Below are 21,850 nucleotides of genomic sequence, written 5' to 3' on the forward strand. Positions count from 1 at the left end.
CCAAACCGCATTCGCGAGCAAGCCCGCTCCCACAGGGAATGGAGCCAGATTTTAGAGCTGGCTCCATCCTCATCAGCCTTCGAGCTTGCTTTTGAGCAGTTCGTTGACCTGTTGCGGGTTGGCCTTGCCTTTGGAGGCTTTCATGGCCTGGCCGACAAAGAAGCCGAACATCTTGCCGCGCTTGGCTTCGTCTGCCGCGCGGTATTGTTCGACCTGCTCGGCGTTGGCCGCGAGCATTTCGTCCAGCACCGCCGAGATGGCGCCGGTGTCGGTCACTTGCTTGAGGCCGCGCTTGTCGATGATCTCGTCCGCGCTGCCTTCGCCGTTGGCCATCGCTTCAAACACTACCTTGGCGATCTTGCCGGAGATGGTGTTGTCCTTGATGCGCAGCAGCATGCCGCCCAGAAGCTCGGCGGAAACCGGCGATTCTTCGATGTCCAGGCCTTGCTTGTTGAGCAGGCTGCCCAACTCGACCATCACCCAGTTGGCCGCCAGTTTGGCGTCGCCGCCGATGCTCGCGACCTTCTCGAAGTAATCGGCTTGCTCGCGGCTGGTGGCCAGGACACTGGCGTCGTAGACCGACAGACCGAATTGCTCCTGGAAGCGCTCGCGCTTCTGCGGTGGCAATTCCGGCAGGGTGACGCGTACTTCGTCGAGGAAGGAGTTCTCGATGACCACCGGCAGCAGGTCCGGATCGGGGAAGTAACGGTAATCGTTGGCTTCCTCTTTGCTGCGCATCGGACGGGTTTCGTCCTTGTTCGGATCGTACAGGCGAGTCTGCTGGATCACCTTGCCACCGTCTTCGATCAGCTCGATCTGACGCTGGATTTCGCTGTTGATCGCTTTCTCGATGAAGCGGAACGAGTTGACGTTCTTGATCTCGCAGCGGGTGCCGAACTCGACCTGGCCTTTCGGACGAATCGATACGTTGCAGTCGCAACGCAGCGAACCTTCGGCCATGTTGCCGTCGCAGATGCCCAGGTAGCGCACCAGCGCGTGGATCGCCTTGACGTAGGCCACGGCTTCCTTGGCGCTGCGCATGTCCGGTTCGGAGACGATTTCCAGCAGCGGCGTGCCGGCACGGTTCAGGTCGATGCCGGTGGCGCCGCTGAATTCTTCGTGCAGGCTCTTGCCGGCGTCTTCTTCCAGGTGTGCGCGGGTGATGCCGACGCGTTTGACCGTGCCGTCTTCCAGGGCGATGTCCAAGTGGCCCTTGCCGACGATCGGCAATTCCATCTGGCTGATCTGGTAGCCCTTGGGCAGGTCCGGGTAGAAGTAGTTTTTACGCGCGAACACGTTGTGCTGGCCGATCTCGGCGTCAATCGCCAGACCGAACATCACCGCCATGCGCACCGCTTCCTGGTTTAGCACCGGCAGCACACCGGGCATGCCCAGGTCTACCAGGCTGGCCTGGGTGTTCGGCTCGGAACCGAAGGTGGTGGAACTACCGGAAAAGATTTTCGACCGGGTGGTGAGCTGGGTGTGAATCTCCAGCCCGATCACGACTTCCCATTGCATGTGTGTCTCCTCAGAAGCCGGTTGGGGTGCGGGTGTGCCAGTCAGTGTTGAGCTGATACTGGTGCGCAACGTTGAGCAAGCGGCCTTCCTGGAAATACGGAGCGAGCAGTTGCACGCCGACCGGCAGACCGTCGACAAAACCTGCCGGCATGGACAAGCCCGGCAGGCCCGCGAGGTTGGCGGTGATGGTGTAGACGTCTTCCAGGTACGCAGCGACCGGGTCGCTGTTCTTGGCGCCGAGCTTCCAGGCCGGGTTCGGCGTGGTTGGGCCGAGGATGATGTCGACCTCATTGAAGGCCGCCATGAAGTCGTTCTTGATCAAGCGACGAATCTTCTGCGCCTTCAGGTAATAGGCGTCGTAGTAACCGGCGGACAGCGCGTAGGCACCGACCATGATCCGGCGCTGCACTTCCGGGCCGAAACCTTCGCCACGGGAACGCTTGTACAGGTCTTCCAGGTTTTTCGGGTCTTCGCAGCGGTAGCCGAAACGCACGCCGTCGAAACGCGACAGGTTGGAAGACGCTTCCGCCGGGGCGATCACGTAGTACGCCGGAATCGCGTGCTGCATGTTCGGCAGGCTGATTTCCTTGACCACGGCGCCGAGCTTTTTCAGCTCTTCAACGCTGGCCATGACCAGGTCGGCGATGCGTGGGTCGAGACCGGCGCTGAAATACTCTTTAGGTACGCCGATGCGCAGGCCTTGCAGCGAACCGTTGAGGCTGGCGCTGTAGTCCGGCACGGGTTCATCGATGCTGGTGGAGTCGTTCGGATCGAAGCCGGCCATGCCTTGCAGCAAGATCGCGCAGTCTTCGGCGGTGCGGGCCAATGGACCGCCCTGATCGAGACTGGACGCGTAAGCGATCATGCCCCAGCGCGAAACGCGACCGTACGTCGGTTTCAGGCCGGTGAGGTTGGTCAGGGCCGCAGGCTGCCGGATCGAACCGCCAGTGTCGGTACCGGTGGCTGCTGGCAACAGACGAGCGGCAACTGCCGCTGCCGAACCGCCGGACGAACCGCCCGGTACGTGTTCCAGGTTCCACGGGTTTTTCACCGCGCCGTAGTAGCTCGACTCGTTGGCCGAACCCATGGCGAATTCGTCCATGTTGGTCTTGCCCAGGGTCACGGCGCCGGCGGCAGCCAGCTTGGCGACGACGGTGGCGTCGTACGGTGCCTTGAAGTTGTCGAGCATCTTCGAGCCGCAGCTGGTGCGAATGCCCTGGGTGCAGAACAGGTCTTTGTGGGCGATCGGCGCGCCGAGCAGGGCGCCGCTCTCACCATTGGCCCGGCGGGCGTCAGCGGCTTTCGCCTGCGTCAGCGCCAGGTCTTCGGTGAGGCTGATGAAACTGTTGAGCTGCGGATCGAGCTGGGCGATGCGCGCCAGCAGGACCTTGGTCAGCTCTTCGGAGGAAAACTTTTTATCGGCGAGTCCGCGGGCGATCTCGGCCAGAGTCAATTGATGCATTGCAGGCTCTTTCCCTATTAGTCGATGACTTTCGGAACCAGGTACAGGCCGTTTTCGACCGCTGGTGCGATGGACTGGTAGGCCTCGCGGTGATTGGTCTCGGTCACGACGTCCGCGCGCAGGCGCTGGCTGGCTTCCAGTGGGTGGGCGAGCGGCTCGATACCGTCGGTATTGACCGCCTGCATTTCGTCGACCAGCCCGAGAATGCTGTTGAGGGCCGAAGTGATGTGTGGAAGATCGGCATCATTGAGGCCAAGGCAGGCCAGATGAGCGATTTTTTCCACGTCGGAGCGTTCAAGCGCCATTGGGATTCTCCAGTGGAAAACAAAACGGACGGCGTCCGTGTGTTAGATTGTCGGAACACTACCGCACTTCTACGGTCATAAGGCCGCGATTGTGGGGCTTGGTGCACAGAAAAGCGGCCAATTTAACATATTGGCGCCTTGCCCAAAATCCCTGTCGTTGTTAGAGTTTGCCGCACTTTTTTACCCACGCGTTGCCTAGGGTCCCTTTCCCATGTTCAAGAAACTGCGTGGCATGTTTTCCAGCGATCTTTCCATTGACCTGGGCACTGCCAACACCCTTATTTACGTGCGCGAGCGCGGTATCGTCCTGAATGAGCCCTCCGTTGTGGCCATTCGGACACACGGTAACCAGAAAAGTGTCGTTGCTGTCGGCACCGAAGCCAAGCGCATGCTGGGCCGTACGCCGGGCAACATTGCTGCCATTCGTCCGATGAAGGACGGTGTTATCGCCGACTTCAGCGTTTGCGAAAAAATGCTGCAGTATTTTATCAACAAGGTTCACGAAAACAGCTTCCTGCAGCCTAGCCCTCGCGTGTTGATCTGCGTTCCATGCAAATCCACCCAGGTTGAGCGTCGTGCCATTCGCGAATCGGCCCTCGGTGCCGGTGCCCGTGAAGTGTTCCTGATCGAAGAGCCAATGGCCGCTGCGATCGGTGCCGGCCTGCCGGTTGAAGAAGCTCGCGGTTCGATGGTCGTGGATATCGGTGGCGGTACCACTGAAATCGCACTGATCTCCCTGAACGGTGTGGTTTACGCCGAATCCGTGCGCGTTGGCGGCGACCGCTTCGACGAAGCGATCATCACCTACGTGCGTCGCAACTACGGCAGCCTGATCGGTGAATCCACCGCCGAGCGCATCAAGCAGGAAATCGGTACGGCCTACCCGGGCGGCGAAGTTCGCGAAGTCGACGTTCGCGGCCGTAACCTGGCCGAAGGCGTTCCACGGGCATTCACCCTGAACTCCAACGAAGTGCTGGAAGCTCTGCAAGAGTCCCTGGCTACCATCGTTCAGGCCGTGAAAAGCGCCCTGGAGCAATCGCCTCCGGAACTGGCGTCCGACATCGCCGAGCGTGGCCTGGTACTGACCGGTGGTGGCGCCTTGCTGCGTGATCTGGACAAATTGCTGGCCCAGGAGACTGGTCTGCCGGTGATCGTTGCCGAAGACCCGCTGACCTGCGTTGCTCGCGGCGGTGGCCGTGCATTGGAAATGATGGATAAACACACCATGGACCTGCTTTCCAGCGAATAAGTCGCCGGATTGCCTCTATGCTGTTGAGCGCGCAGGCGGCACTTTGCAGTGCTGCCTGTTCGCGTTTATCTTCTGTCAGTCTGCATCCAGGCCGGATTGCTGCCGTATGAATAAACAGAACATTTGCCTGGGAGGAGCGGCTTATTAAACCGCTTTTCACCAAGGGCCCTTCACTGGGCGTGCGCCTGTTGGTGCTGGTCGTGCTATCGGTCGCGCTGATGGTGGTCGATGCCCGTTTCAGTCTGCTCAAGCCTGCACGCAGCCAGATGTCGCTGGTGCTGATGGACGCCTACTGGATCACCGACCTGCCCGGACGACTGTGGGAAGGCGTTGCCAGTCAGTTTGGCAGCCGGACCGAACTCGTCGCCGAAAACGAAAAACTCAAGACCGAGAACCTGCTGTTGCAGGGGCGCATGCAGAAGCTTGCCGCCCTGACCGAGCAGAACGTTCGGCTGCGCGAATTGCTCAACTCTTCGGCACTGGTCAACGAGAAGGTCGAAGTGGCCGAGTTGATTGGCATGGACCCCAACCCTTTCACCCATCGCATCATCATCAATAAAGGTGAGCGCGACGGCGTGGTCCTCGGTCAGCCGGTACTCGATGCCCGTGGCCTGATGGGCCAGGTAGTCGAGTTGATGCCCTACACCTCCCGTGTCTTGCTGCTGACCGATACCACCCACAGCATTCCGGTGCAGGTGAACCGTAACGGTTTACGGGCGATTGCCAGTGGCACTGGCAACCCGGAGCGTCTCGAGTTGCGGCATGTGGCCGATACCGCCGATATCAAGGAAGGCGACTTGCTGGTCAGTTCCGGCCTCGGTCAGCGTTTCCCGGCCGGTTATCCGGTGGCGACGGTCAAGGAGGTGATTCACGATTCCGGCCAGCCGTTTGCCATTGTCCGCGCCGTTCCGACCGCCGCCTTGAACCGTAGCCGTTACCTGCTGCTGGTGTTCAGTGACAACCGGACCGCCGAAGAACGCGTCAACGCTGCCGCCCAGGCCCAGGAAAGCCTGGATGCACAGGGCGGTGGGCCGACCATTCCGGCGACGGTTCCGAAACTGGTCAGCCCCGCGGCACCCGCTGCACCGGCCGCCGCACCGGCGATTCCTGCCACGGCGACGCCTGCGGCCACTGCGCCAGCCAAGCCAGCTACCACGCCAGCCAAGCCTGCGGCCTCGCATCCTGCGGCGGCTAAACCGCCGGCGGCGCAACCCGCTGCCGCGAAGCCTGCCGCCAAACCGCCAGTCTCCGCGCCGGCCACTCCAGTGGGGAGAGAATAATGGGCGGTGTAAAAGCATCCCGAAACGGCTGGATAGTCTGGCTGACGTTTGCCGTCGGCCTGCTGTTGAGCGTTTCGCCTCTGCCGCAATTCATGGAAATCCTGCGCCCGCTGTGGCTGGCCTTGTTGCTGGCATTCTGGGCGTTGAACCTGCCGCAGACCGTCGGGATGGTGACGGCGTTTTGCCTGGGACTGGCTGAAGACGTGCTCTACGGCACGCTGCTTGGGCAGAACGCCTTGATCCTGACCCTCATCACCTACTTGGTACTGGCGCTGCAGCAACGCCTGCGGATGTTCCCGATGTGGCAGCAGAGCCTGGTGATCCTGGTGATATTCGGCCTCGCCCAGCTTGTACAACTATGGCTCAGCGCCTTGACCGGCAATCGTCAGCCAACGCTGGCGCTGGTGCTGCCGGCACTGGTCAGTGCATTGCTCTGGCCCTGGATCAGTTTCGGTTTGCGCGGACTGCGTCGACGCTACAAAATCAATTAATTCGCTCAGGCATTGGACTAAGGAGAGGTCTTGATGAAACGGTTGTACCTCGCCTCTGGTTCGCCGCGTCGACGTGAACTGCTCACGCAGATCGGCGTTCCGTTCTGCGCCACCAGCGCGGACATCGATGAAACTCCTTTAGCTCAAGAATCCCCGTCGTCCTATGTCGAGCGTCTGGCGCGCGGCAAGGCCGAGGTCGGGCGCGGCAGCGTCGTGTCTGACGAACCGTTCTGCGTGCTCGGCGCCGATACCGCCGTGGTGCTCGATGGAAAAATTCTCGGCAAACCGGTTGATCAAGCGGATGCGTGCGCCATGCTGATGATGCTGTCAGGGTGTGAGCATGAAGTCCTGACCGCGATTGCCGTACTTGATGGCGAACGTTGCGAATCCCGGGTTGTCACCAGTCGCGTGCGTTTTCGGGATATCAGTCGTGAAGAAGCCGTGGCCTACTGGGCCAGCGGTGAACCACAGGACAAGGCGGGCGGTTATGGCATTCAAGGGCTGGGTGCGGTGTTTGTCGCCGGGCTCGATGGAAGTTATTCAGCGGTGGTCGGACTGCCGCTTTGCGAAACCGCGGAACTGCTCGGCCATTTCGGCATACCCTGTTGGCAACCCCGGAACGCGCTTTAAGCGTCTTCCTGAACAGATGCGGCCATTATCGTGAACATGCCTGAACGAGACCCTGCCATGAGTGAAGAGATCCTGATCAACATCACGCCGATGGAGTCGCGCGTGGCGGTGGTCGAAAACGGTGTCCTGCAAGAGGTCCACGTCGAGCGTACGCAAAAGCGCGGGATCGTCGGCAACATCTATAAAGGCAAAGTCGTGCGGGTATTGCCGGGAATGCAGGCGGCCTTCGTCGATATCGGCCTGGACCGTGCTGCGTTCATTCATGCGTCGGAAATTTCCCTGCGCGAAGGCCCGGCGGTCGAGAGCATCAGTGCACTGGTGCACGAAGGCCAGAGCCTGGTGGTGCAAGTGACCAAGGACCCGATCGGTTCCAAAGGCGCACGCCTGACCACCCAGCTGTCGATTCCTTCGCGTTACCTGGTGTACATGCCACGCACGGCCCATGTCGGCATTTCCCTGAAGATCGAAGACGAAGCCGAGCGCGAGCGCCTCAAGCAAGTGGTCACCGATTGCGTGGCCAAGGAAGGGATCAAGGAGGCCGGCGGTTTCATCCTGCGCACGGCGGCCGAAGGTGCTGGCGCCGATGAAATCCTCATGGACATCCGCTACCTGCGCCGGCTCTGGGATCAGATCAGCGCCCAGATCAAAACCATCAGCGCGCCCAGCGTGATCTACGAAGACCTCGGTTTGGCGCTGCGCACCCTGCGTGACCTGGTGAGCCCGAAAATCGAGAAGATCCGCATCGACTCCCGGGAAACCTTCCAGAAGACCACGCAATTCGTCGCCGAATTGATGCCCGAGATTGCCGACCGCCTGGAGCATTACCCGGGCGAGCGACCGATTTTCGACCTGTATGGCGTCGAGGACGAAATCCAGAAGGCTCTCGAGCGCAAGGTCCCGCTCAAGTCCGGCGGTTATCTGGTGGTCGACCCGGCGGAAGCCATGAGCACCATTGACGTCAACACCGGAGCGTTCGTCGGCCATCGCAATCTCGAAGAAACCATCTTCAAGACCAACCTCGAGGCCGCGACGGCCATCGCCCGCCAATTGCGCCTGCGCAACCTCGGCGGAATCATCATCATCGACTTCATCGACATGGAAGATGAAGAACACCAGCGCCAGGTGTTGCGCACGCTCGAAAAGCAACTGGAGCGCGATCACGCCAAGACCAACATCATCGGTATCACCGAGTTGGGCCTGGTGCAGATGACCCGCAAGCGCACCCGCGAAAGCCTTGAACAAGTGTTGTGCGAGCCATGCAACGCCTGTCAGGGGCGCGGCAAGCTCAAGACCCCGGAAACCGTTTGCTACGAAATCTTCCGCGAAATCCTGCGTGAGGCTCGCGCCTATCAGGCGGAAGGCTATCGTGTATTGGCGAACCAGAAAGTTGTCGACCGTCTGCTGGACGAAGAGTCGGGCAACGTTGCCGAACTGGAAGGGTTTATCGGGCGCACCATCCGGTTCCAGGTAGAAACCATGTATTCCCAGGAACAATACGACGTGGTGTTGCTCTGAGTCGCTGCGTTTTAACTTTTCCTGAACGGCTGGCCTCAGCTTTTTGCAAAACTTTTGCCATGGGGGCCACCTGACATGGACCGTCTTACACGCATTTTGGCCGCACTGACCCGCTGGGGTCTGGGCCTGTGCGCGTTGGTTTTGGTGTTGATGGCGCTCTACGTCAGCCTGGGCCGGGAGCTCACGCCGTTAGTCGCCGAGTACCGTGCCGACATCGAAACCAAAGCCAGCGATGCCTTGGGCATGCCGTTGCAGATCGGCGAGCTGGAAGGCAACTGGAGTGGTTTCGCGCCGATATTGATGGCCCGCGATGTGACCGTCGGCGAGGGTGCCAACGCCTTGCATCTGGATCAGGTGCGTGCGGTGCCGGACCTTTGGGGCAGTCTTCTGGCGCGACAGGTACGCATCGCTCATCTGGAACTCAGCGGCCTGAAGATCAACCTCAAGCAAGGTGAGGACGGTCAGTGGGCGCTGGAAGGTTTGCCGGTGCGCCAGGACCAGCCCACCGATCCGGAGCAACTGCTCAATCAGATGCAGATGCTACAGCAACTGTCGGTGCTAGACAGCCAAGTGACCTTGCAGCCGTTTGGCGAGTCGCCGCTGACCCTGACTTATGTCGGCCTTAATCTGAAAACCGGGGTGTCGCGGCAGCGGCTCGACGCACGGCTGACCCTGCCTGACGGGCAGCCGGTGGCGATGAGTCTGCGTACCCGCATTCGTGCCAGCCAATGGCAGGACGGTGAAGCCGAGGTCTACCTTAGCCTGCCGCAAAGCGACTGGTCGAAATGGTTGCCTGAACGTCAGACCCAACAGTGGAATTTTTCCGAGATCAAGGCCGGTGGCGAGCTATGGGTAACTTGGGGCAAAGGCACCTTGCAAAGCGCTGCGGTGCGCTTGAACGCACCACAAGTCAAGGGTGCCTACGCCGAGCGCAAGCCGATCCAGATCAATAACCTGGCGCTCAATGGATACTTCCAGCGCAGTGCCGAAGGCGCGTCAGTGACTCTGGATTCCCTGGCGATGAACCTCGGCGAGACCCGCTGGGAAACGCATTTGCAGCTCAAGCAAAGCGCGGCCACCGACAAGACCGAAGAACTGTGGCATTTGCAAGCCGACCGCGTCGACCTGACCCCGCTCACGCCGCTGCTCAATGCCCTTGCGCCGTTGCCAGAAGGTTTTGCCACGCTCGTCGAGCGGCTCAAAGTCACGGGTGGCCTGCGTAACGTGCTGGTCGACTTCCGCCCGAATGCCACCGACGACAGCAAGTTCGGCTTTGCCGCCAACCTCGACCAGGTTGGCTTCGATGCCTATCACGGTGCGCCGGCGGCGCGCAATGTCAGCGGCAGCATCAGTGGTGACCTGGGGCACGGCGAACTGCGCATGGACAGCAAGGATTTCATGCTGCACCTGGACCCGATTTTCGCCAAGCCATGGCAGTACATTCAGGCCAATGCACGGCTGACCTGGAAGCTCGATAAAGAAAGTTTCACCCTGATCGCGCCGTACCTGAAAGTGTTGGGCGAGGAAGGCAAGATCGCTGGCGACTTCCTGATTCGCCTGCATTTCGATCCCACCCAGGAAGACTACATGGACCTGCGGGTCGGCATGGTGGACGGTGACGGTCGCTACACCGCCAAGTACCTGCCGGCAGTCCTCAGCCCGGCGCTGGATGAATGGCTGCGCACGGCGATTCTCAAGGGCGCGGTGGACCAAGGGTTCTTCCAGTATCAAGGGTCGCTCAGTCACGGTGCCGCGGATGTGGATCGCAGCATCAGCCTGTACTTCAAGGTTCACGATGCCGAACTGGCCTTCCAGCCGGGCTGGCCCCACGTCAGCAAGGTCAGCGGTGATGTGTTTGTCGAAGACAGTGGTGTGCGGATTCTGGCCAGCAAGGGTCAATTGCTCGACACCCAGGTCAGCGATATCTACGTCAACATTCCCCATGTACCGGCGGGGCAAAACGTTCATTTGTTCCTCGATGGCGGATTTGCCGGCGGTTTGGGCGATGGCCTGAAAATCCTCCAGGAAGCGCCGATAGGCACCGGGGCAACCTTTGCCGGCTGGGAAGGCGAGGGAGACCTGCAAGGCAAGCTGAAGCTGGATATTCCGTTGGCAAAAGGCGAGGAGCCGAAGATCCTCGTCGACTTCAAGACGTCCAAGGCACGCTTGAAACTGGCCGAACCTGTGCTGGAACTGAACCAGCTCAAAGGTGATTTCCGTTTTGACAGCGCCAAAGGCCTGAGCGGGCACAACATCAGCGCACGGGCGTTCGACAAGCCGGTCACCGCACAGATTTTTGCCGATGGCCGCCCGGGCAAACTCAATACCCGGGTGACTGCGTCGGGCCAGGTCGAGGTCAAGAAACTGACCGACTGGCTGAAGGTGACCCAGCCTCTGCCGGTGAGCGGTGTGATTCCGTATCAACTGCAACTGACCCTGGACGGCGCAGACAGCCAATTGATGGTCAATTCCAACCTCAAGGGCGCGGCCGTCGATTTGCCTGCACCGTTCGGCATGACCGCCGATGCAGAGCGCGACACGACGTTCCGCATGACCTTGCAGGGCGACGAGCGGCGCTATTGGGCCAACTACGGGAACCTGGCGAGTTTCACGTTTGTGGCCCCGGCCAGCAATTTCGCCGACGGTCGCGGGGACTTGTTCCTCGGTGGCGGCGAGGCCGTGTTGCCTGGCACCAAAGGCCTGCGGATAAGGGGCGTGCTGTCGGAGCTGGACGTTGGCCCGTGGAAGGATCTGGTGGATAAATACGCCGGGCAGGACCCCGGCGGCAGCGCCAAGCAATTGCTCAGCGGCGCGGACTTCAAGGTGGGCAAGCTCAGTGGTATCGGTACCACCCTCGATCAGGCGTCGATCCAGTTGGCGCGCAAGCCTTCCGCCTGGGCGCTGCAGCTCGACAGCCAGCAGATCAAGGGCAGTGCCAGCCTTCCTGATTCGAAGACCACGCCAATCACGGTCAATCTGCAAGCCGTGCGCCTGCCTGCACCGGACCCGACCGTGCTGGCCGATGAAAACTCGCCGGATCCACTGGCGTCGGTGGACCCGACGAAAATCCCCGCGATGGACATCATCATCAATCAGCTATTCCAGGGCCAGGATCTCGTGGGGGGCTGGTCGCTGAAGATTCGTCCTACGCCCAAGGGCATCGTGTTCAACTCCCTGGACCTGGGCCTCAAGGGCATGCTGTTGGTGGGTAGCGGAGGTTGGGAAGGGGTGCCGGGTGCCAGCAACAGCTGGTACAAGGGCCGTATCAGCGGCAAGAACCTCGCCGATGTGCTCAAGGGCTGGGGTTTTGCGCCGAGCGTCACCAGCCAGGACTTTTATATGGATGTCGATGGCCGCTGGCCCGGCTCGCCAGCCTGGGTGGCGACCAAACGCTTCTCCGGCTCGCTCGATGCGACGCTCAATCAGGGCCAGTTCGTCGAGGTCGAAGGCAGTGCCCAAGCGCTGCGGGTATTTGGTTTGCTCAACTTCAACTCCATCGGCCGGCGCCTGCGCCTGGACTTCTCCGACCTGTTCGGCAAAGGTCTGAGTTATGACCGGGTCAAGGGGCTGCTGGTTGGGACCAATGGCGTGTATGTTACCCGTGAGCCGATCCGGCTGACCGGGCCTTCGAGCACCATCGAACTCGACGGCACCCTGAACATGGTGGCCGATCAGATCGATGCGAAACTGCTGGTGACCTTGCCAGTGACCAATAACTTGCCGATCGCCGCACTGATCGTCGGTGCACCCGCGGTCGGCGGAGCGCTATTCCTGATCGACAAGCTGATCGGTGACCGTGTCTCCCGTTTCGCCAGTGTGAAGTACAGCGTCCAGGGGTCGTGGAAAGAACCGAAAATCACCTTCGACAAGGCTTTTTGAGATCCTTTTGAAAAGGCACTCGGCAAGCCTATGGAGTAGCATGGCCGCATACGATTCCAGGAGTGCGCCATGTCTGTAGCGGTGATTCAAATGGTCAGCCAGAGCGATGTGCTGGCCAATCTGGCCCAGGCCCGTCGCCTGCTCGAACAGGCGGCCACCGGCGGCGCGAAGCTCGCGGTATTGCCGGAAAACTTCGCCGCCATGGGCCGGCGCGACATTGCCGACATCGGGCGCGCCGAAGCACTGGGCGAAGGCCCGATCCTGCCCTGGTTGAAACAGACCGCACGCGACCTCAAGTTATGGATTGTGGCCGGTACATTGCCGTTGCCGCCGGTGGATCAGCCGACGGCCAAAGTGCATGCCTGTTCGTTGCTGGTCGATGACCAGGGCGAAACGGTGGCGCGCTACGACAAGCTGCACCTGTTCGACGTCGACGTGGCGGACAATCGTGGCCGTTATCGTGAATCCGATGACTATGCTTATGGCAGCGGTGTGGTCGTGGCGGACACGCCCGTCGGCCGGGTTGGCCTGACGGTCTGCTATGACCTGCGCTTTCCCGAGCTGTACAGCGAACTGCGCGCGGCCGGCGCGGAACTGATTACCGCCCCCTCGGCCTTCACGGCGGTGACCGGCGCGGCGCATTGGGATGTGCTGATTCGTGCGCGAGCCATAGAGACGCAATGTTACGTGCTCGCGGCTGCCCAGGGCGGGACGCACCCGGGACCGCGGGAAACCTTTGGACATGCCGCCATCGTCGACCCGTGGGGGCGTGTGCTGGCGCAACAGGATCAAGGCGAGGCCGTGCTGCTGGCCGAACGCGACAGCAGCGAACAGGCGTCCATCCGGGCGCGGATGCCGGTGTCCAGTCACCGGCGCTTTTTCTCGCAGGGCGCCCAGCGACCTGCATCAGAACGACGAATTTAAGGCGTAAAGCATATGAGCGAGTTGTTGTCCTCAGTCAGTGAACACCTCCTGGCGCCCGGTGGCGTCACGATCGAGAGCCTGCAAGGTGTGCTCGGCGATCTGGCCGGGCCGGGCATCGATGCGGCCGACCTGTATTTCCAGGGGCAGATCTCCGAGTCCTGGGCGCTGGAAGACGGCATCGTCAAGGAAGGCAGCTTCAACCTTGACCAAGGTGTTGGCGTGCGCGCGCAATCGGGCGAAAAAACCGGTTTTGCATATAGCAATGCCATCACCCTGGAAGCCCTTGGCGCGGCGGCGCGGGCCGCCCGTTCGATTTCCCGGGCCGGGCAGCACGGCACCGTACAGGCATTCACCAGCCAGGATGTCGCGCAGTTGTATGCGCCGGACAATCCCCTGGAGGTGCTGACCCGTGCCGAGAAAGTCGATTTGCTCAAGCGAGTCGACGCCGCGACCCGCGCTCTTGACCCACGCATCCAGCAAGTCACCGTGAGCATGGCCGGTGTCTGGGAGCGGATTCTGGTGGCATCCACCGATGGTGGTCTGGCGGCGGATGTGCGGCCGCTGGTGCGTTTCAACGTCAGCGTGATCGTCGAGCAGAACGGTCGCCGCGAGCGCGGCGGTCATGGCGGTGGCGGTCGGACCGATTACCGCTATTTCCTCGGTGAAGACCGTGCCATGGGCTATGCCCGTGAAGCGTTGCGCCAGGCGCTGGTCAACCTTGAAGCCATTCCGGCACCGGCCGGTACCTTGCCGGTGGTGCTCGGTTCCGGCTGGTCGGGCGTGCTGTTGCACGAAGCGGTCGGTCATGGTCTGGAAGGCGACTTCAACCGCAAGGGCAGTTCGGCCTACAGCGGGCGCATGGGCGAGATGGTTGCGTCGAAGCTGTGCACCATTGTCGATGACGGCACCCTGGCTGGTCGCCGTGGCTCGTTGAGCGTCGACGACGAAGGCACGCCGACCGAGTGCACCACGCTGATCGAAAACGGCGTACTCAAGGGCTACATGCAGGACAAGCTCAACGCGCGCCTGATGGGCGTAGCGCGCACCGGTAACGGTCGTCGCGAATCCTACGCGCACCTGCCGATGCCGCGCATGACCAACACCTACATGCTTGCCGGCGAAAGCGACCCGGCGGAAATCATCGCCTCGGTGAAGCGCGGCATCTACTGCGCCAACCTGGGTGGCGGTCAGGTGGACATCACCAGCGGCAAGTTCGTGTTCTCCACCAGCGAGGCGTACCTGATCGAGGACGGCAAGATCACCGCTCCGGTCAAGGGCGCGACCCTGATCGGCAACGGGCCGGAAGCCATGAGCAGGGTGTCGATGGTCGGTAATGATCTGTCGCTGGACAGCGGCGTGGGCACATGTGGCAAGGATGGGCAGTCGGTGCCGGTGGGTGTCGGCCAGCCAACGCTGAAGATTGATGCGATCACCGTGGGTGGCACGGGTTCGTAAGAAGTGAGGCTGCGGGTGAGCTGCGAGGCAGCTCACCCGATTCGAGAGTTAACGCAGACCGCGTTGAGTCTCGTCCAGCTCACGGATGTACTTGAAGATTTTACGGCTGGAAGCAGGAGGCTTGTTCTGCGCAACCTCATGCTGGGCCTGACGGATCAGGGAACGCAATTGCTGGCGGTCCGCGTCCGGGTAGTCGACGACGAATTTTTCCAGTACGGCATCGTCGCCGGCAATCAGACGATCGCGCCAGCGCTCCAGGTTATGGAAGCGTTCGTTGTATTGACGGGTGGAGGCATCGAGTTGATCGAGCAGAACCAGAATGGCGGCAGTGTCCTGATCGCGCATCAGTTTGCCGATGAACTGAAGGTGCCGTTTACGCGCGATGTTCGCGGTGTGCTTGGGCGCATCGGCCAGAGCCCGACGCATTCCGTCGGTCAAGGGCAGTTTTGCCAGCAAGTCAGGCTTGAGTGTTGTAAGGCGCTCGCCAAGGTCAACCAGAGCATGCAGCTCGCGTTTAACCTGGGATTTGCTTTTTTCTCCCGTATCGAGGGAGTCGTCGTAAGAATCAACCATGGTGGCCGTCCGCAAAGAAACGCCGCCATGATAACCAGTCGGGGGCCGCTTGTCCGGCCCGGTCGCTCGATGACCGTTACCGAAAGCAGAATTTGAGTGGAGAACAGCATGAGTGCAGTTGAAAGCGTCGGCCCACAAGCGTTGCCGGCACTGCAGGAACAAGTCGAGCAGATCATCGCTGAAGCCAAACGCCAGGGCGCCAGTGCCTGTGAAGTGGCGGTGTCACTGGAGCAGGGTTTGTCGACCACGGTGCGCCAGCGTGAAGTCGAAACCGTTGAATTCAACCGTGATCAGGGTTTCGGCATCACCTTGTACGTCGGCCAGCGCAAAGGCTCCGCCAGCACCTCGGCTAGCGGTCCGGAAGCGATCCGCGAGACAGTTGCCGCAGCACTGGCCATCGCCAGGCATACCTCTGAAGACGAAGCCTCGGGCCTGGCGGATGCCGCGCTGATGGCGCGGGATATTCAGGATTTCGACCTGTTCCATCAATGGGACATCACTCCGGAACAAGCCATCGAACAGGCCCTGGCTTGCGAAGCCGCGGCGTTTGCCGCCGATAGCCGGATCAAGAACGCCGACGGCACTACCCTCAGTACCCATCAAGGCTGCCGCGTTTATGGCAACAGCCATGGGTTTATCGGCGGTTACGCATCGACTCGCCATAGCCTGAGCTGCGTGATGATCGCCGAGGCCGATGGCCAGATGCAGCGCGATTACTGGTACGACGTGAACCGCCAGGGCAATCTGCTGGCCGACCCGGTCAGCATCGGCCAGCGCGCTGCGCAACGGGCGGCGAGTCGTCTGGGCGCGCGTCCGGTGCCGACTTGCGAGGTGCCGGTGCTGTTTTCCGCCGAGTTGGCTGGAGGGCTGTTCGGCAGTTTCCTGTCGGCGATTTCCGGCGGCAGCCTGTATCGCAAGTCGTCGTTCCTTGAAGGCACTCTCGGTCAGAAGCTGTTTCCGGAGTGGCTGACCATCGACGAGCGTCCGCATCTGATGCGGGCATTGGGCAGTGCGGCGTTCGATGGCGATGGCCTGGCAACCTACGCCAAACCGTTCGTCGAAAAAGGTGAGTTGGTGTCGTACATCCTCGGCACCTACTCCGGTCGCAAGCTCGGCATGCCGAGCACCGCGAATGCGGGCGGCGTGCACAACCTGTTCGTCACCCATGGCGATGAAGACCAGGCCGCCTTGCTGCGCCGCATGGGTCGCGGTTTGCTGGTGACCGAGTTAATGGGCCAGGGCCTGAACATGGTGACCGGTGATTATTCCCGGGGCGCGGCGGGTTACTGGGTCGAGAACGGCGAAATCCAGTTCGCGGTGCAGGAAGTGACCATTGCCGGCAACATGCGTGACATGTTCAAGCAGATCGTTGCCGTGGGTAACGATCTTGAGTTGCGCAGCAACATTCGCACCGGTTCGGTGCTGATCGAGCGGATGACGGTGGCGGGTAGCTAAGCCTCGACCGCTTCACCAAAAGGCGCGCCACCCATTGGGTGGCGCGCCTTTTTTATTGGCTACAACTCAGATCCCCTGTGGGAGGTAACTTGCCCTTACAGTCTTGTTTTGTTTCTCATTATCATTTAATAATAAATCTCATTACCGAATAGGCCCCGGATCATGAGTTCTGCATTGCACGAGCAGCCGTGCCTCGAAAGCTGGCGCTGGATGAGTCGTCAGATCCGTTGTGCGATGAACCCCGACGAGCCTCGGCTGATCGACCACTACCTGGCCGAAGGCCGGTATCTGGCGTGTTGCACGGCAACCTCACCCTGGACCGTCGCCGAAACCTCCTTCCGTTTGTTGCTCGATACCGCCGCCGATGTCGCGCTGCCGTGGCACTGGCGCACTTACTGTCTCGACCAGGCCTGGCGCCCGCTGCGCGAACTGGAACGTCTTTCGTTGTGCAAATGTCGCCTCAAGCGCTGGCAGAGCTACACCTGGCAACTCGCGACCTGTGAGTTGCAGCCGTCGATTCCTTTAAATGAACTGGTGCAAGGATTTACAGATGACCAAGACACGTATTGAGCGCGACAGCATGGGCGAGCTTCAGGTCCCGGAAGACGCCCTCTACGGCGCACAGACCCAGCGAGCGGTGGATAACTTCCCGATCAGCGGCAAACCGATGCCGGTTCAGTTCATCCGCGCGTTGATCCTGGCCAAAGCGGCAGCGGCCCGCGCCAACGTCGAACTCAAGCAGATCAGCGAAGCCCAGGGCAAAGCCATCGTCGATGCGGCCCAAGGGCTGCTCGAAGGCGATTTCATGCAGCACTTTCCGGTGGATATCTTCCAGACCGGTTCCGGTACCAGCTCCAACATGAACGCCAACGAAGTGATCGCCACGCTGGCCAGTCGCTTGCTCGGCGAGGCGGTGAACCCCAACGATCACGTCAACTGCGGGCAAAGCAGCAACGACATCATCCCGACCACGATTCACGTCAGTGCCGCGCTGGCGTTGCATGAGCAGTTGCTGCCGGCGCTGACGCATCTGGTGCAGGTCATCGAGCACAAGGCCGGGCAAGTTCATCACCACGTCAAGACCGGGCGCACACACCTGATGGACGCCATGCCAGTGCGCATGAGTCAGGTGCTCAACGGTTGGGCGCAGCAGCTCAAGGCCAACATCCGCCATCTGCAGGACTTGCTGCCAAGCCTGCAATCACTGGCCCAGGGCGGCACAGCGGTGGGTACGGGTGTCAACGCTCACCCCGAGTTCGCGGCGCGTTTCAGCCAGCAGCTAAGCAAATTGACTCAGGTTCAGTTCCAGCCAGGCAAGGACCTGTTCGCGCTGATCGGTTCCCAGGACACCGCCGTTGTCGTCTCCGGGCAGCTAAAAGCCACCGCCGTATCGCTTATGAAAATCGCCAACGACCTGCGCTGGATGAACTCCGGCCCGCTGGCCGGCCTTGGCGAGATCGAGCTGCAAGCCTTGCAGCCGGGTTCTTCGATCATGCCGGGCAAGGTCAACCCGGTCATTCCCGAGGCCACCGCGATGGTCGCGGCTCAGGTCATCGGCAACGACAGCGTGATCACCATCGCCGGTCAATCGGGCAACTTTGAATTGAACGTGATGCTGCCGATCATCGCCCAGAACCTGCTGAGCAGCATTGAGTTGCTGGCCAGTTCCAGTCGTCTGCTGGCGGACAAGGCCATCGCCAGCTTCAAGGTCAACGAAGGGCGGATCAAGGAGGCGCTGTCGCGCAACCCGATTCTGGTCACCGCGCTCAACCCGATCATCGGTTACCAGAAAGCAGCCGAGATTGCCAAGAAGGCTTATCAGCAAGGCCGGCCGGTGATTGACGTTGCGCTGGAACACACCGACCTGTCGCGCAGCCAACTGGAAGAATTGCTCAACCCGGAAAAACTCACCGCGGGCGGCGTGTAAGCCCCGTTACCGCTTTGGAGGCGCACCATGGAGCACTGGAAACGCACGATCGAAAGAGCCAATCGTTTTTTCATGCTGGGTGAACTGGTCGATGCTCGCGAGACGTACCTGCAGGCATTGGCCCTGGCCCAGGTGCTGTTCGAGCGCTGGGCGGATGCCGACGAAGCGGTGGCGGCCTGCGTGATTTCCCATCACAACCTGGCGGACCTGCACTTGCGTCTGAATCAGCCGGAGGAGAGCGCCGAATACTTGTGTGCCATCCACCAACGGCTGCTGCAGACCATGCAGGACCCACGGCTACCACAAGCATTGCGAGAAGCCGCGTTGCGCCAGAGCAGCAAGACCTACGTTGAGCTGCTGAATTTCATCAGTGAATACGGTGAGTATCCGCGCACCCATCGGCTGCTGCACATCGATGTCGCTTCGCCTGCGCCTCATCATCATGGAGTCCATTGAACATGGCTTTTACCTTGCCTGCCTTGCCGTACGCCTACGACGCCCTGGAACCGCACATCGATGCGCAGACCATGGAGATTCACTACACCAGGCATCACCAGACGTACATCAACAATCTCAACGCGGCCGTTGAAGGCACCGAGTATGCCGAGTGGCCCGTGGAGAAGCTGGTGTCTTCCGTTCAACAACTACCGGAAAAACTGCGTGCGGCGGTGATCAACCAAGGGGGAGGGCACGCCAACCATTCGTTGTTCTGGGAAGTCATGGCGCCCGGCGGTGGTGGCAAGCCCGAAGGCGCGCTGGCCAAGGCCATTGATGAACAACTGGGCGGTCTCGACAGCTTCAAGGATGCTTTCACCAAGGCGGCCTTGACCCGCTTCGGCAGTGGCTGGGCCTGGCTGAGTGTGACTCCGCAAAAGACCCTGGTGGTGGAAAGCAGCGGCAACCAGGACAGCCCGTTGATGAACGGCAATACCCCGATTCTGGGCCTCGACGTCTGGGAGCACGCCTATTACCTGCGTTATCAGAACCGTCGTCCGGAATACATCAGCGCGTTCTACAACGTGATCAATTGGCCGCAAGTCGCTGCGCGCTATCAGGCCGCACTGGTTTAAGTCTTTTATAAAAACAATCCAAGGCAGGGCTATGGGCACTGAAACACTGGCGATCGGAAGTGGACGGATGTTTCGTTACGCGATTGGATCGCTGTTACTGCTGGCGGGAATGAGCCTTTTGGTTGCCCATGGGCTGGCATGGCTTGATCTTGAGCCGAAGTTGCTACGTGCACTGCAGGGCGGTGCGATCTGCGCCTTGGGTACCGCGCTGGGCGCGGTGCCGGTGTTGGTGATTCGGCGGATGCCGCAGATGCTCAGCGACACTTTGCTTGGCTTTGGCGCTGGCGTGATGCTCGCGGCGACGGCATTTTCGCTGATCGTTCCGGGCATCTCTGCCGCCGAAGGGCTTGGATTGTCACCCTGGGCTTCCAGTGGGTTGATCAGCTTCGGCATTATGCTCGGCGCGTTCGGGTTGTTCCTGGTGGATCGGAAGGTCTCCGGGGCCAGCCCGGACATGCTGGTCGGCACGCTGGAGCGACCGGTCATTGCTCCGCGGATCTGGTTGTTTGTGTTTGCGATCATCGCCCACAACATACCCGAAGGCATGGCGGTCGGCGTTTCTGCCGGTGGCGGAATGCCTGACGCCGACAGTCTCGCCATGGGCATTGCCTTGCAGGATGTGCCGGAGGGGTTGGTCATCGCTTTGGTCTTGGCCGGGGCAGGGATGTCCAGGGTCAAGGCGTTCCTGATCGGTGCTGCATCAGGGTTGGTAGAACCGGTGTTCGCGCTGATGTGTGCCTGGCTGGTGAGCCTGGCCGAGTTGCTGTTGCCTTTGGGATTGGCACTGGCGGCGGGGGCGATGTTGCTGGTGGTGACCCACGAAGTCATTCCCGAGTCGCGCCGCCATGGTCATGACAAGCTTGCCAGCCTTGGGCTGCTGATGGGGTTTTGTTTGATGATGGTGATGGATACGGCGCTGGCTTGATTTGTGGCAAAGAGCCCTCGCCACAAAAGCTCACCCGTCGGAGTGTTATTCGCCTTCGTCGAAGAAGTTGTTGATCAACGCCACCAGCGCGTTCAGCGCTTCCTGTTCCTGCTCGCCTTCGGTGCTCAAGTGAATCGTGGTGCCTTTGCCGGCGGCCAGCATCATCATCGCCATGATGCTTTTGCCATCGACCATGGACTCTGGTGTACGACCGGCCCGGATCTGGCACGGGAACTGACCCGCCACCCCAACGAATTTTGCAGAAGCGCGAGCATGCAGGCCCAGCTTGTTGATGATTTCGATTTCCAGAGCAGGCATCGCGGTGTGAATCCTTTAGCTGAGGTCGCGGTGGCGAACCTGGACGTTCTTCAGTGATTTTTGCAGCGCCTGCCCCAGACGCTCGGTCAGGTAGACGGAACGGTGATGTCCGCCAGTGCAGCCAATGGCAATGGTGACATAGGCGCGGTTGCTGGCGGCAAAACGCGGCAGCCACTTTAGCAGGTATGTGGAAATGTCCTGGAACATCTCTTCGACATCCGGTTGTGCCGCCAGATAGTCGGCAACCGGTTGATCGAGCCCGGACTGCTCGCGCAATTCCGGTTTCCAGTAAGGGTTGGGCAGGCAGCGCACATCGAACACCAGGTCGGCGTCCACCGGCATGCCACGCTTGAAGCCGAAGGACTCCACCAGGAACGCTGTGCCCGGCTCGGGCTGATTCAGCAGTCGCAGTTTGATGGCGTCGCGCAGCTGGTACAGGTTCAGGCTGGTGGTGTTGATCTTGAGATCGGCGAGGTCGGCAATCGGCCCGAGCAGGTCGCTCTCGACGCTGATGGCTTCGGCCAGCGAGCGGTTGGCGTTGGTCAGGGGGTGACGTCGGCGGGTTTCCGAGAAGCGCTTGAGCAGGGTTTCTTCATCGGCGTCCAGGTACAGCACATCGCACTGGATGTGGCGGGCACGGACTTCCTCGAGCAGGTCGGGGAAGCGTGACAGGTGGCTGGGCAGGTTGCGGGCGTCAATGGAAACGGCGACCAGCGGCTGTAACAGCTCGGTATGAACCAAGGCGCGTTCGGCCAGCTCCGGCAGCAGGCCGGCAGGCAGGTTGTCGATACAGTAGTAGCCGTTGTCCTCAAGAACGTTGAGGGCGGTACTTTTACCTGAGCCGGAACGGCCACTGACGATGATCAAGCGCATG

General features: G+C 60.9%; 20 protein-coding genes. 14 read left to right on the forward strand and 6 right to left on the reverse strand.

The annotated features are described in order from the left end of the window. Positions 1-72: 72 nt before the first annotated feature. Genes gatB through gatC form a run of 3 tightly spaced genes read right to left on the reverse strand, consistent with a single transcriptional unit; the run spans position 73 to position 3,285 of the window. Positions 73-1,518, reverse strand: coding sequence for an Asp-tRNA(Asn)/Glu-tRNA(Gln) amidotransferase subunit GatB (gene gatB, locus AC3IT6_RS03960; protein WP_223448102.1), 1,446 nt, complete (start codon positions 1,516-1,518; stop codon positions 73-75). 10 nt (positions 1,519-1,528) lie between these two features. Continuing rightward, the gene (gatA, locus tag AC3IT6_RS03965; RefSeq protein ID WP_489354358.1) at positions 1,529-2,980 is read right to left on the reverse strand and encodes an Asp-tRNA(Asn)/Glu-tRNA(Gln) amidotransferase subunit GatA; all 1,452 of its coding nucleotides are present in this window, start codon (positions 2,978-2,980) and stop codon (positions 1,529-1,531) included. Between the two features lie 17 nt (positions 2,981-2,997). Next, positions 2,998-3,285 carry an Asp-tRNA(Asn)/Glu-tRNA(Gln) amidotransferase subunit GatC gene (gene gatC, locus AC3IT6_RS03970; protein ID WP_007901429.1) on the reverse strand — a complete coding sequence of 96 codons (288 nt, stop codon included), beginning with the start codon at positions 3,283-3,285 and terminating at the stop codon, positions 2,998-3,000. A gap of 211 nt (positions 3,286-3,496) precedes the next feature. Between gatC and mreB the strand changes: the two genes are divergently transcribed. From mreB to tldD, 8 genes are all read left to right on the forward strand, one after another. Next, positions 3,497-4,534 carry a rod shape-determining protein MreB gene (mreB, locus tag AC3IT6_RS03975; RefSeq protein WP_002555108.1) on the forward strand — a complete coding sequence of 346 codons (1,038 nt, stop codon included), beginning with the start codon at positions 3,497-3,499 and terminating at the stop codon, positions 4,532-4,534. A gap of 179 nt (positions 4,535-4,713) precedes the next feature. Next, complete coding sequence (gene mreC, locus AC3IT6_RS03980) at positions 4,714-5,814, forward strand: rod shape-determining protein MreC (RefSeq protein ID WP_489354359.1); 1,101 nt, start codon at positions 4,714-4,716, stop codon at positions 5,812-5,814. Beyond that, positions 5,814-6,305: a rod shape-determining protein MreD gene (gene mreD, locus AC3IT6_RS03985; RefSeq protein ID WP_007970244.1), complete on the forward strand. Its 492-nt coding sequence runs from the start codon at positions 5,814-5,816 to the stop codon at positions 6,303-6,305. The genes mreC and mreD overlap by 1 nt, the downstream gene beginning before the upstream one ends. A 33-nt stretch (positions 6,306-6,338) precedes the next feature. Further along, positions 6,339-6,935, forward strand: coding sequence for a Maf family protein (locus tag AC3IT6_RS03990; protein WP_489354360.1), 597 nt, complete (start codon positions 6,339-6,341; stop codon positions 6,933-6,935). Between the two features lie 57 nt (positions 6,936-6,992). Then, on the forward strand, positions 6,993-8,450 hold the full coding sequence (gene rng, locus AC3IT6_RS03995) for a ribonuclease G (RefSeq protein ID WP_007970246.1): 1,458 nt from the start codon (positions 6,993-6,995) through the stop codon (positions 8,448-8,450). A 75-nt stretch (positions 8,451-8,525) separates the two neighbouring features. Next, positions 8,526-12,329, forward strand: a complete 3,804-nt coding sequence (locus tag AC3IT6_RS04000; RefSeq protein WP_489354361.1) for a YhdP family protein — start codon at positions 8,526-8,528, stop codon at positions 12,327-12,329. A 69-nt stretch (positions 12,330-12,398) separates the two neighbouring features. Next, the gene (locus tag AC3IT6_RS04005; RefSeq protein WP_150727440.1) at positions 12,399-13,253 is read left to right on the forward strand and encodes a carbon-nitrogen hydrolase family protein; all 855 of its coding nucleotides are present in this window, start codon (positions 12,399-12,401) and stop codon (positions 13,251-13,253) included. Between the two features lie 12 nt (positions 13,254-13,265). Then, positions 13,266-14,708 (forward strand): metalloprotease TldD, encoded by a 1,443-nt coding sequence (gene tldD, locus AC3IT6_RS04010; protein ID WP_489354362.1) that lies wholly within the window; start codon positions 13,266-13,268, stop codon positions 14,706-14,708. A 48-nt stretch (positions 14,709-14,756) separates the two neighbouring features. On the opposite strand, the gene yjgA is transcribed toward tldD, so the two are convergent. Then, the gene (yjgA, locus tag AC3IT6_RS04015; RefSeq protein ID WP_056728351.1) at positions 14,757-15,281 is read right to left on the reverse strand and encodes a ribosome biogenesis factor YjgA; all 525 of its coding nucleotides are present in this window, start codon (positions 15,279-15,281) and stop codon (positions 14,757-14,759) included. A gap of 108 nt (positions 15,282-15,389) precedes the next feature. On the opposite strand from yjgA, the gene pmbA reads away from it, so the two are divergent. The 6 genes from pmbA (at position 15,390) to AC3IT6_RS04045 (ending at position 20,658) form a co-directional block, all read left to right on the forward strand. After that, positions 15,390-16,736, forward strand: a complete 1,347-nt coding sequence (pmbA, locus tag AC3IT6_RS04020; protein WP_489354363.1) for a metalloprotease PmbA — start codon at positions 15,390-15,392, stop codon at positions 16,734-16,736. 162 nt (positions 16,737-16,898) lie between these two features. Continuing rightward, positions 16,899-17,306 carry a FagA protein gene (locus AC3IT6_RS04025; RefSeq protein WP_489354364.1) on the forward strand — a complete coding sequence of 136 codons (408 nt, stop codon included), beginning with the start codon at positions 16,899-16,901 and terminating at the stop codon, positions 17,304-17,306. Further along, positions 17,287-18,663, forward strand: coding sequence for a class II fumarate hydratase (locus AC3IT6_RS04030; RefSeq protein WP_489354365.1), 1,377 nt, complete (start codon positions 17,287-17,289; stop codon positions 18,661-18,663). Before AC3IT6_RS04025 ends, AC3IT6_RS04030 begins: the two co-directional genes overlap by 20 nt. Positions 18,664-18,690: 27 nt before the next feature. Then, a complete protein-coding gene (locus AC3IT6_RS04035) occupies positions 18,691-19,119 on the forward strand; it encodes a DUF2753 family protein (protein ID WP_489354366.1) in 429 nt (142 codons plus the stop codon). 2 nt (positions 19,120-19,121) lie between these two features. Further along, positions 19,122-19,733 (forward strand): superoxide dismutase, encoded by a 612-nt coding sequence (locus tag AC3IT6_RS04040; RefSeq protein ID WP_489354367.1) that lies wholly within the window; start codon positions 19,122-19,124, stop codon positions 19,731-19,733. Between the two features lie 31 nt (positions 19,734-19,764). Further along, entirely contained in the window at positions 19,765-20,658 is an 894-nt protein-coding gene (locus AC3IT6_RS04045; protein ID WP_489354368.1) for a ZIP family metal transporter, read from the forward strand. A gap of 45 nt (positions 20,659-20,703) precedes the next feature. Here AC3IT6_RS04045 and AC3IT6_RS04050 read toward each other — a convergent pair whose 3' ends face one another. Together AC3IT6_RS04050 and rapZ are read right to left on the reverse strand one after the other, a co-directional pair. Next, on the reverse strand, positions 20,704-20,976 hold the full coding sequence (locus tag AC3IT6_RS04050) for an HPr family phosphocarrier protein (RefSeq protein ID WP_046040042.1): 273 nt from the start codon (positions 20,974-20,976) through the stop codon (positions 20,704-20,706). 15 nt (positions 20,977-20,991) lie between these two features. Next, complete coding sequence (gene rapZ / locus AC3IT6_RS04055; protein ID WP_150727432.1) at positions 20,992-21,849, reverse strand: RNase adapter RapZ; 858 nt, start codon at positions 21,847-21,849, stop codon at positions 20,992-20,994. Position 21,850: the final 1 nt, after the last annotated feature.

This window comes from Pseudomonas sp. KH_017 (genome assembly GCF_057840285.1).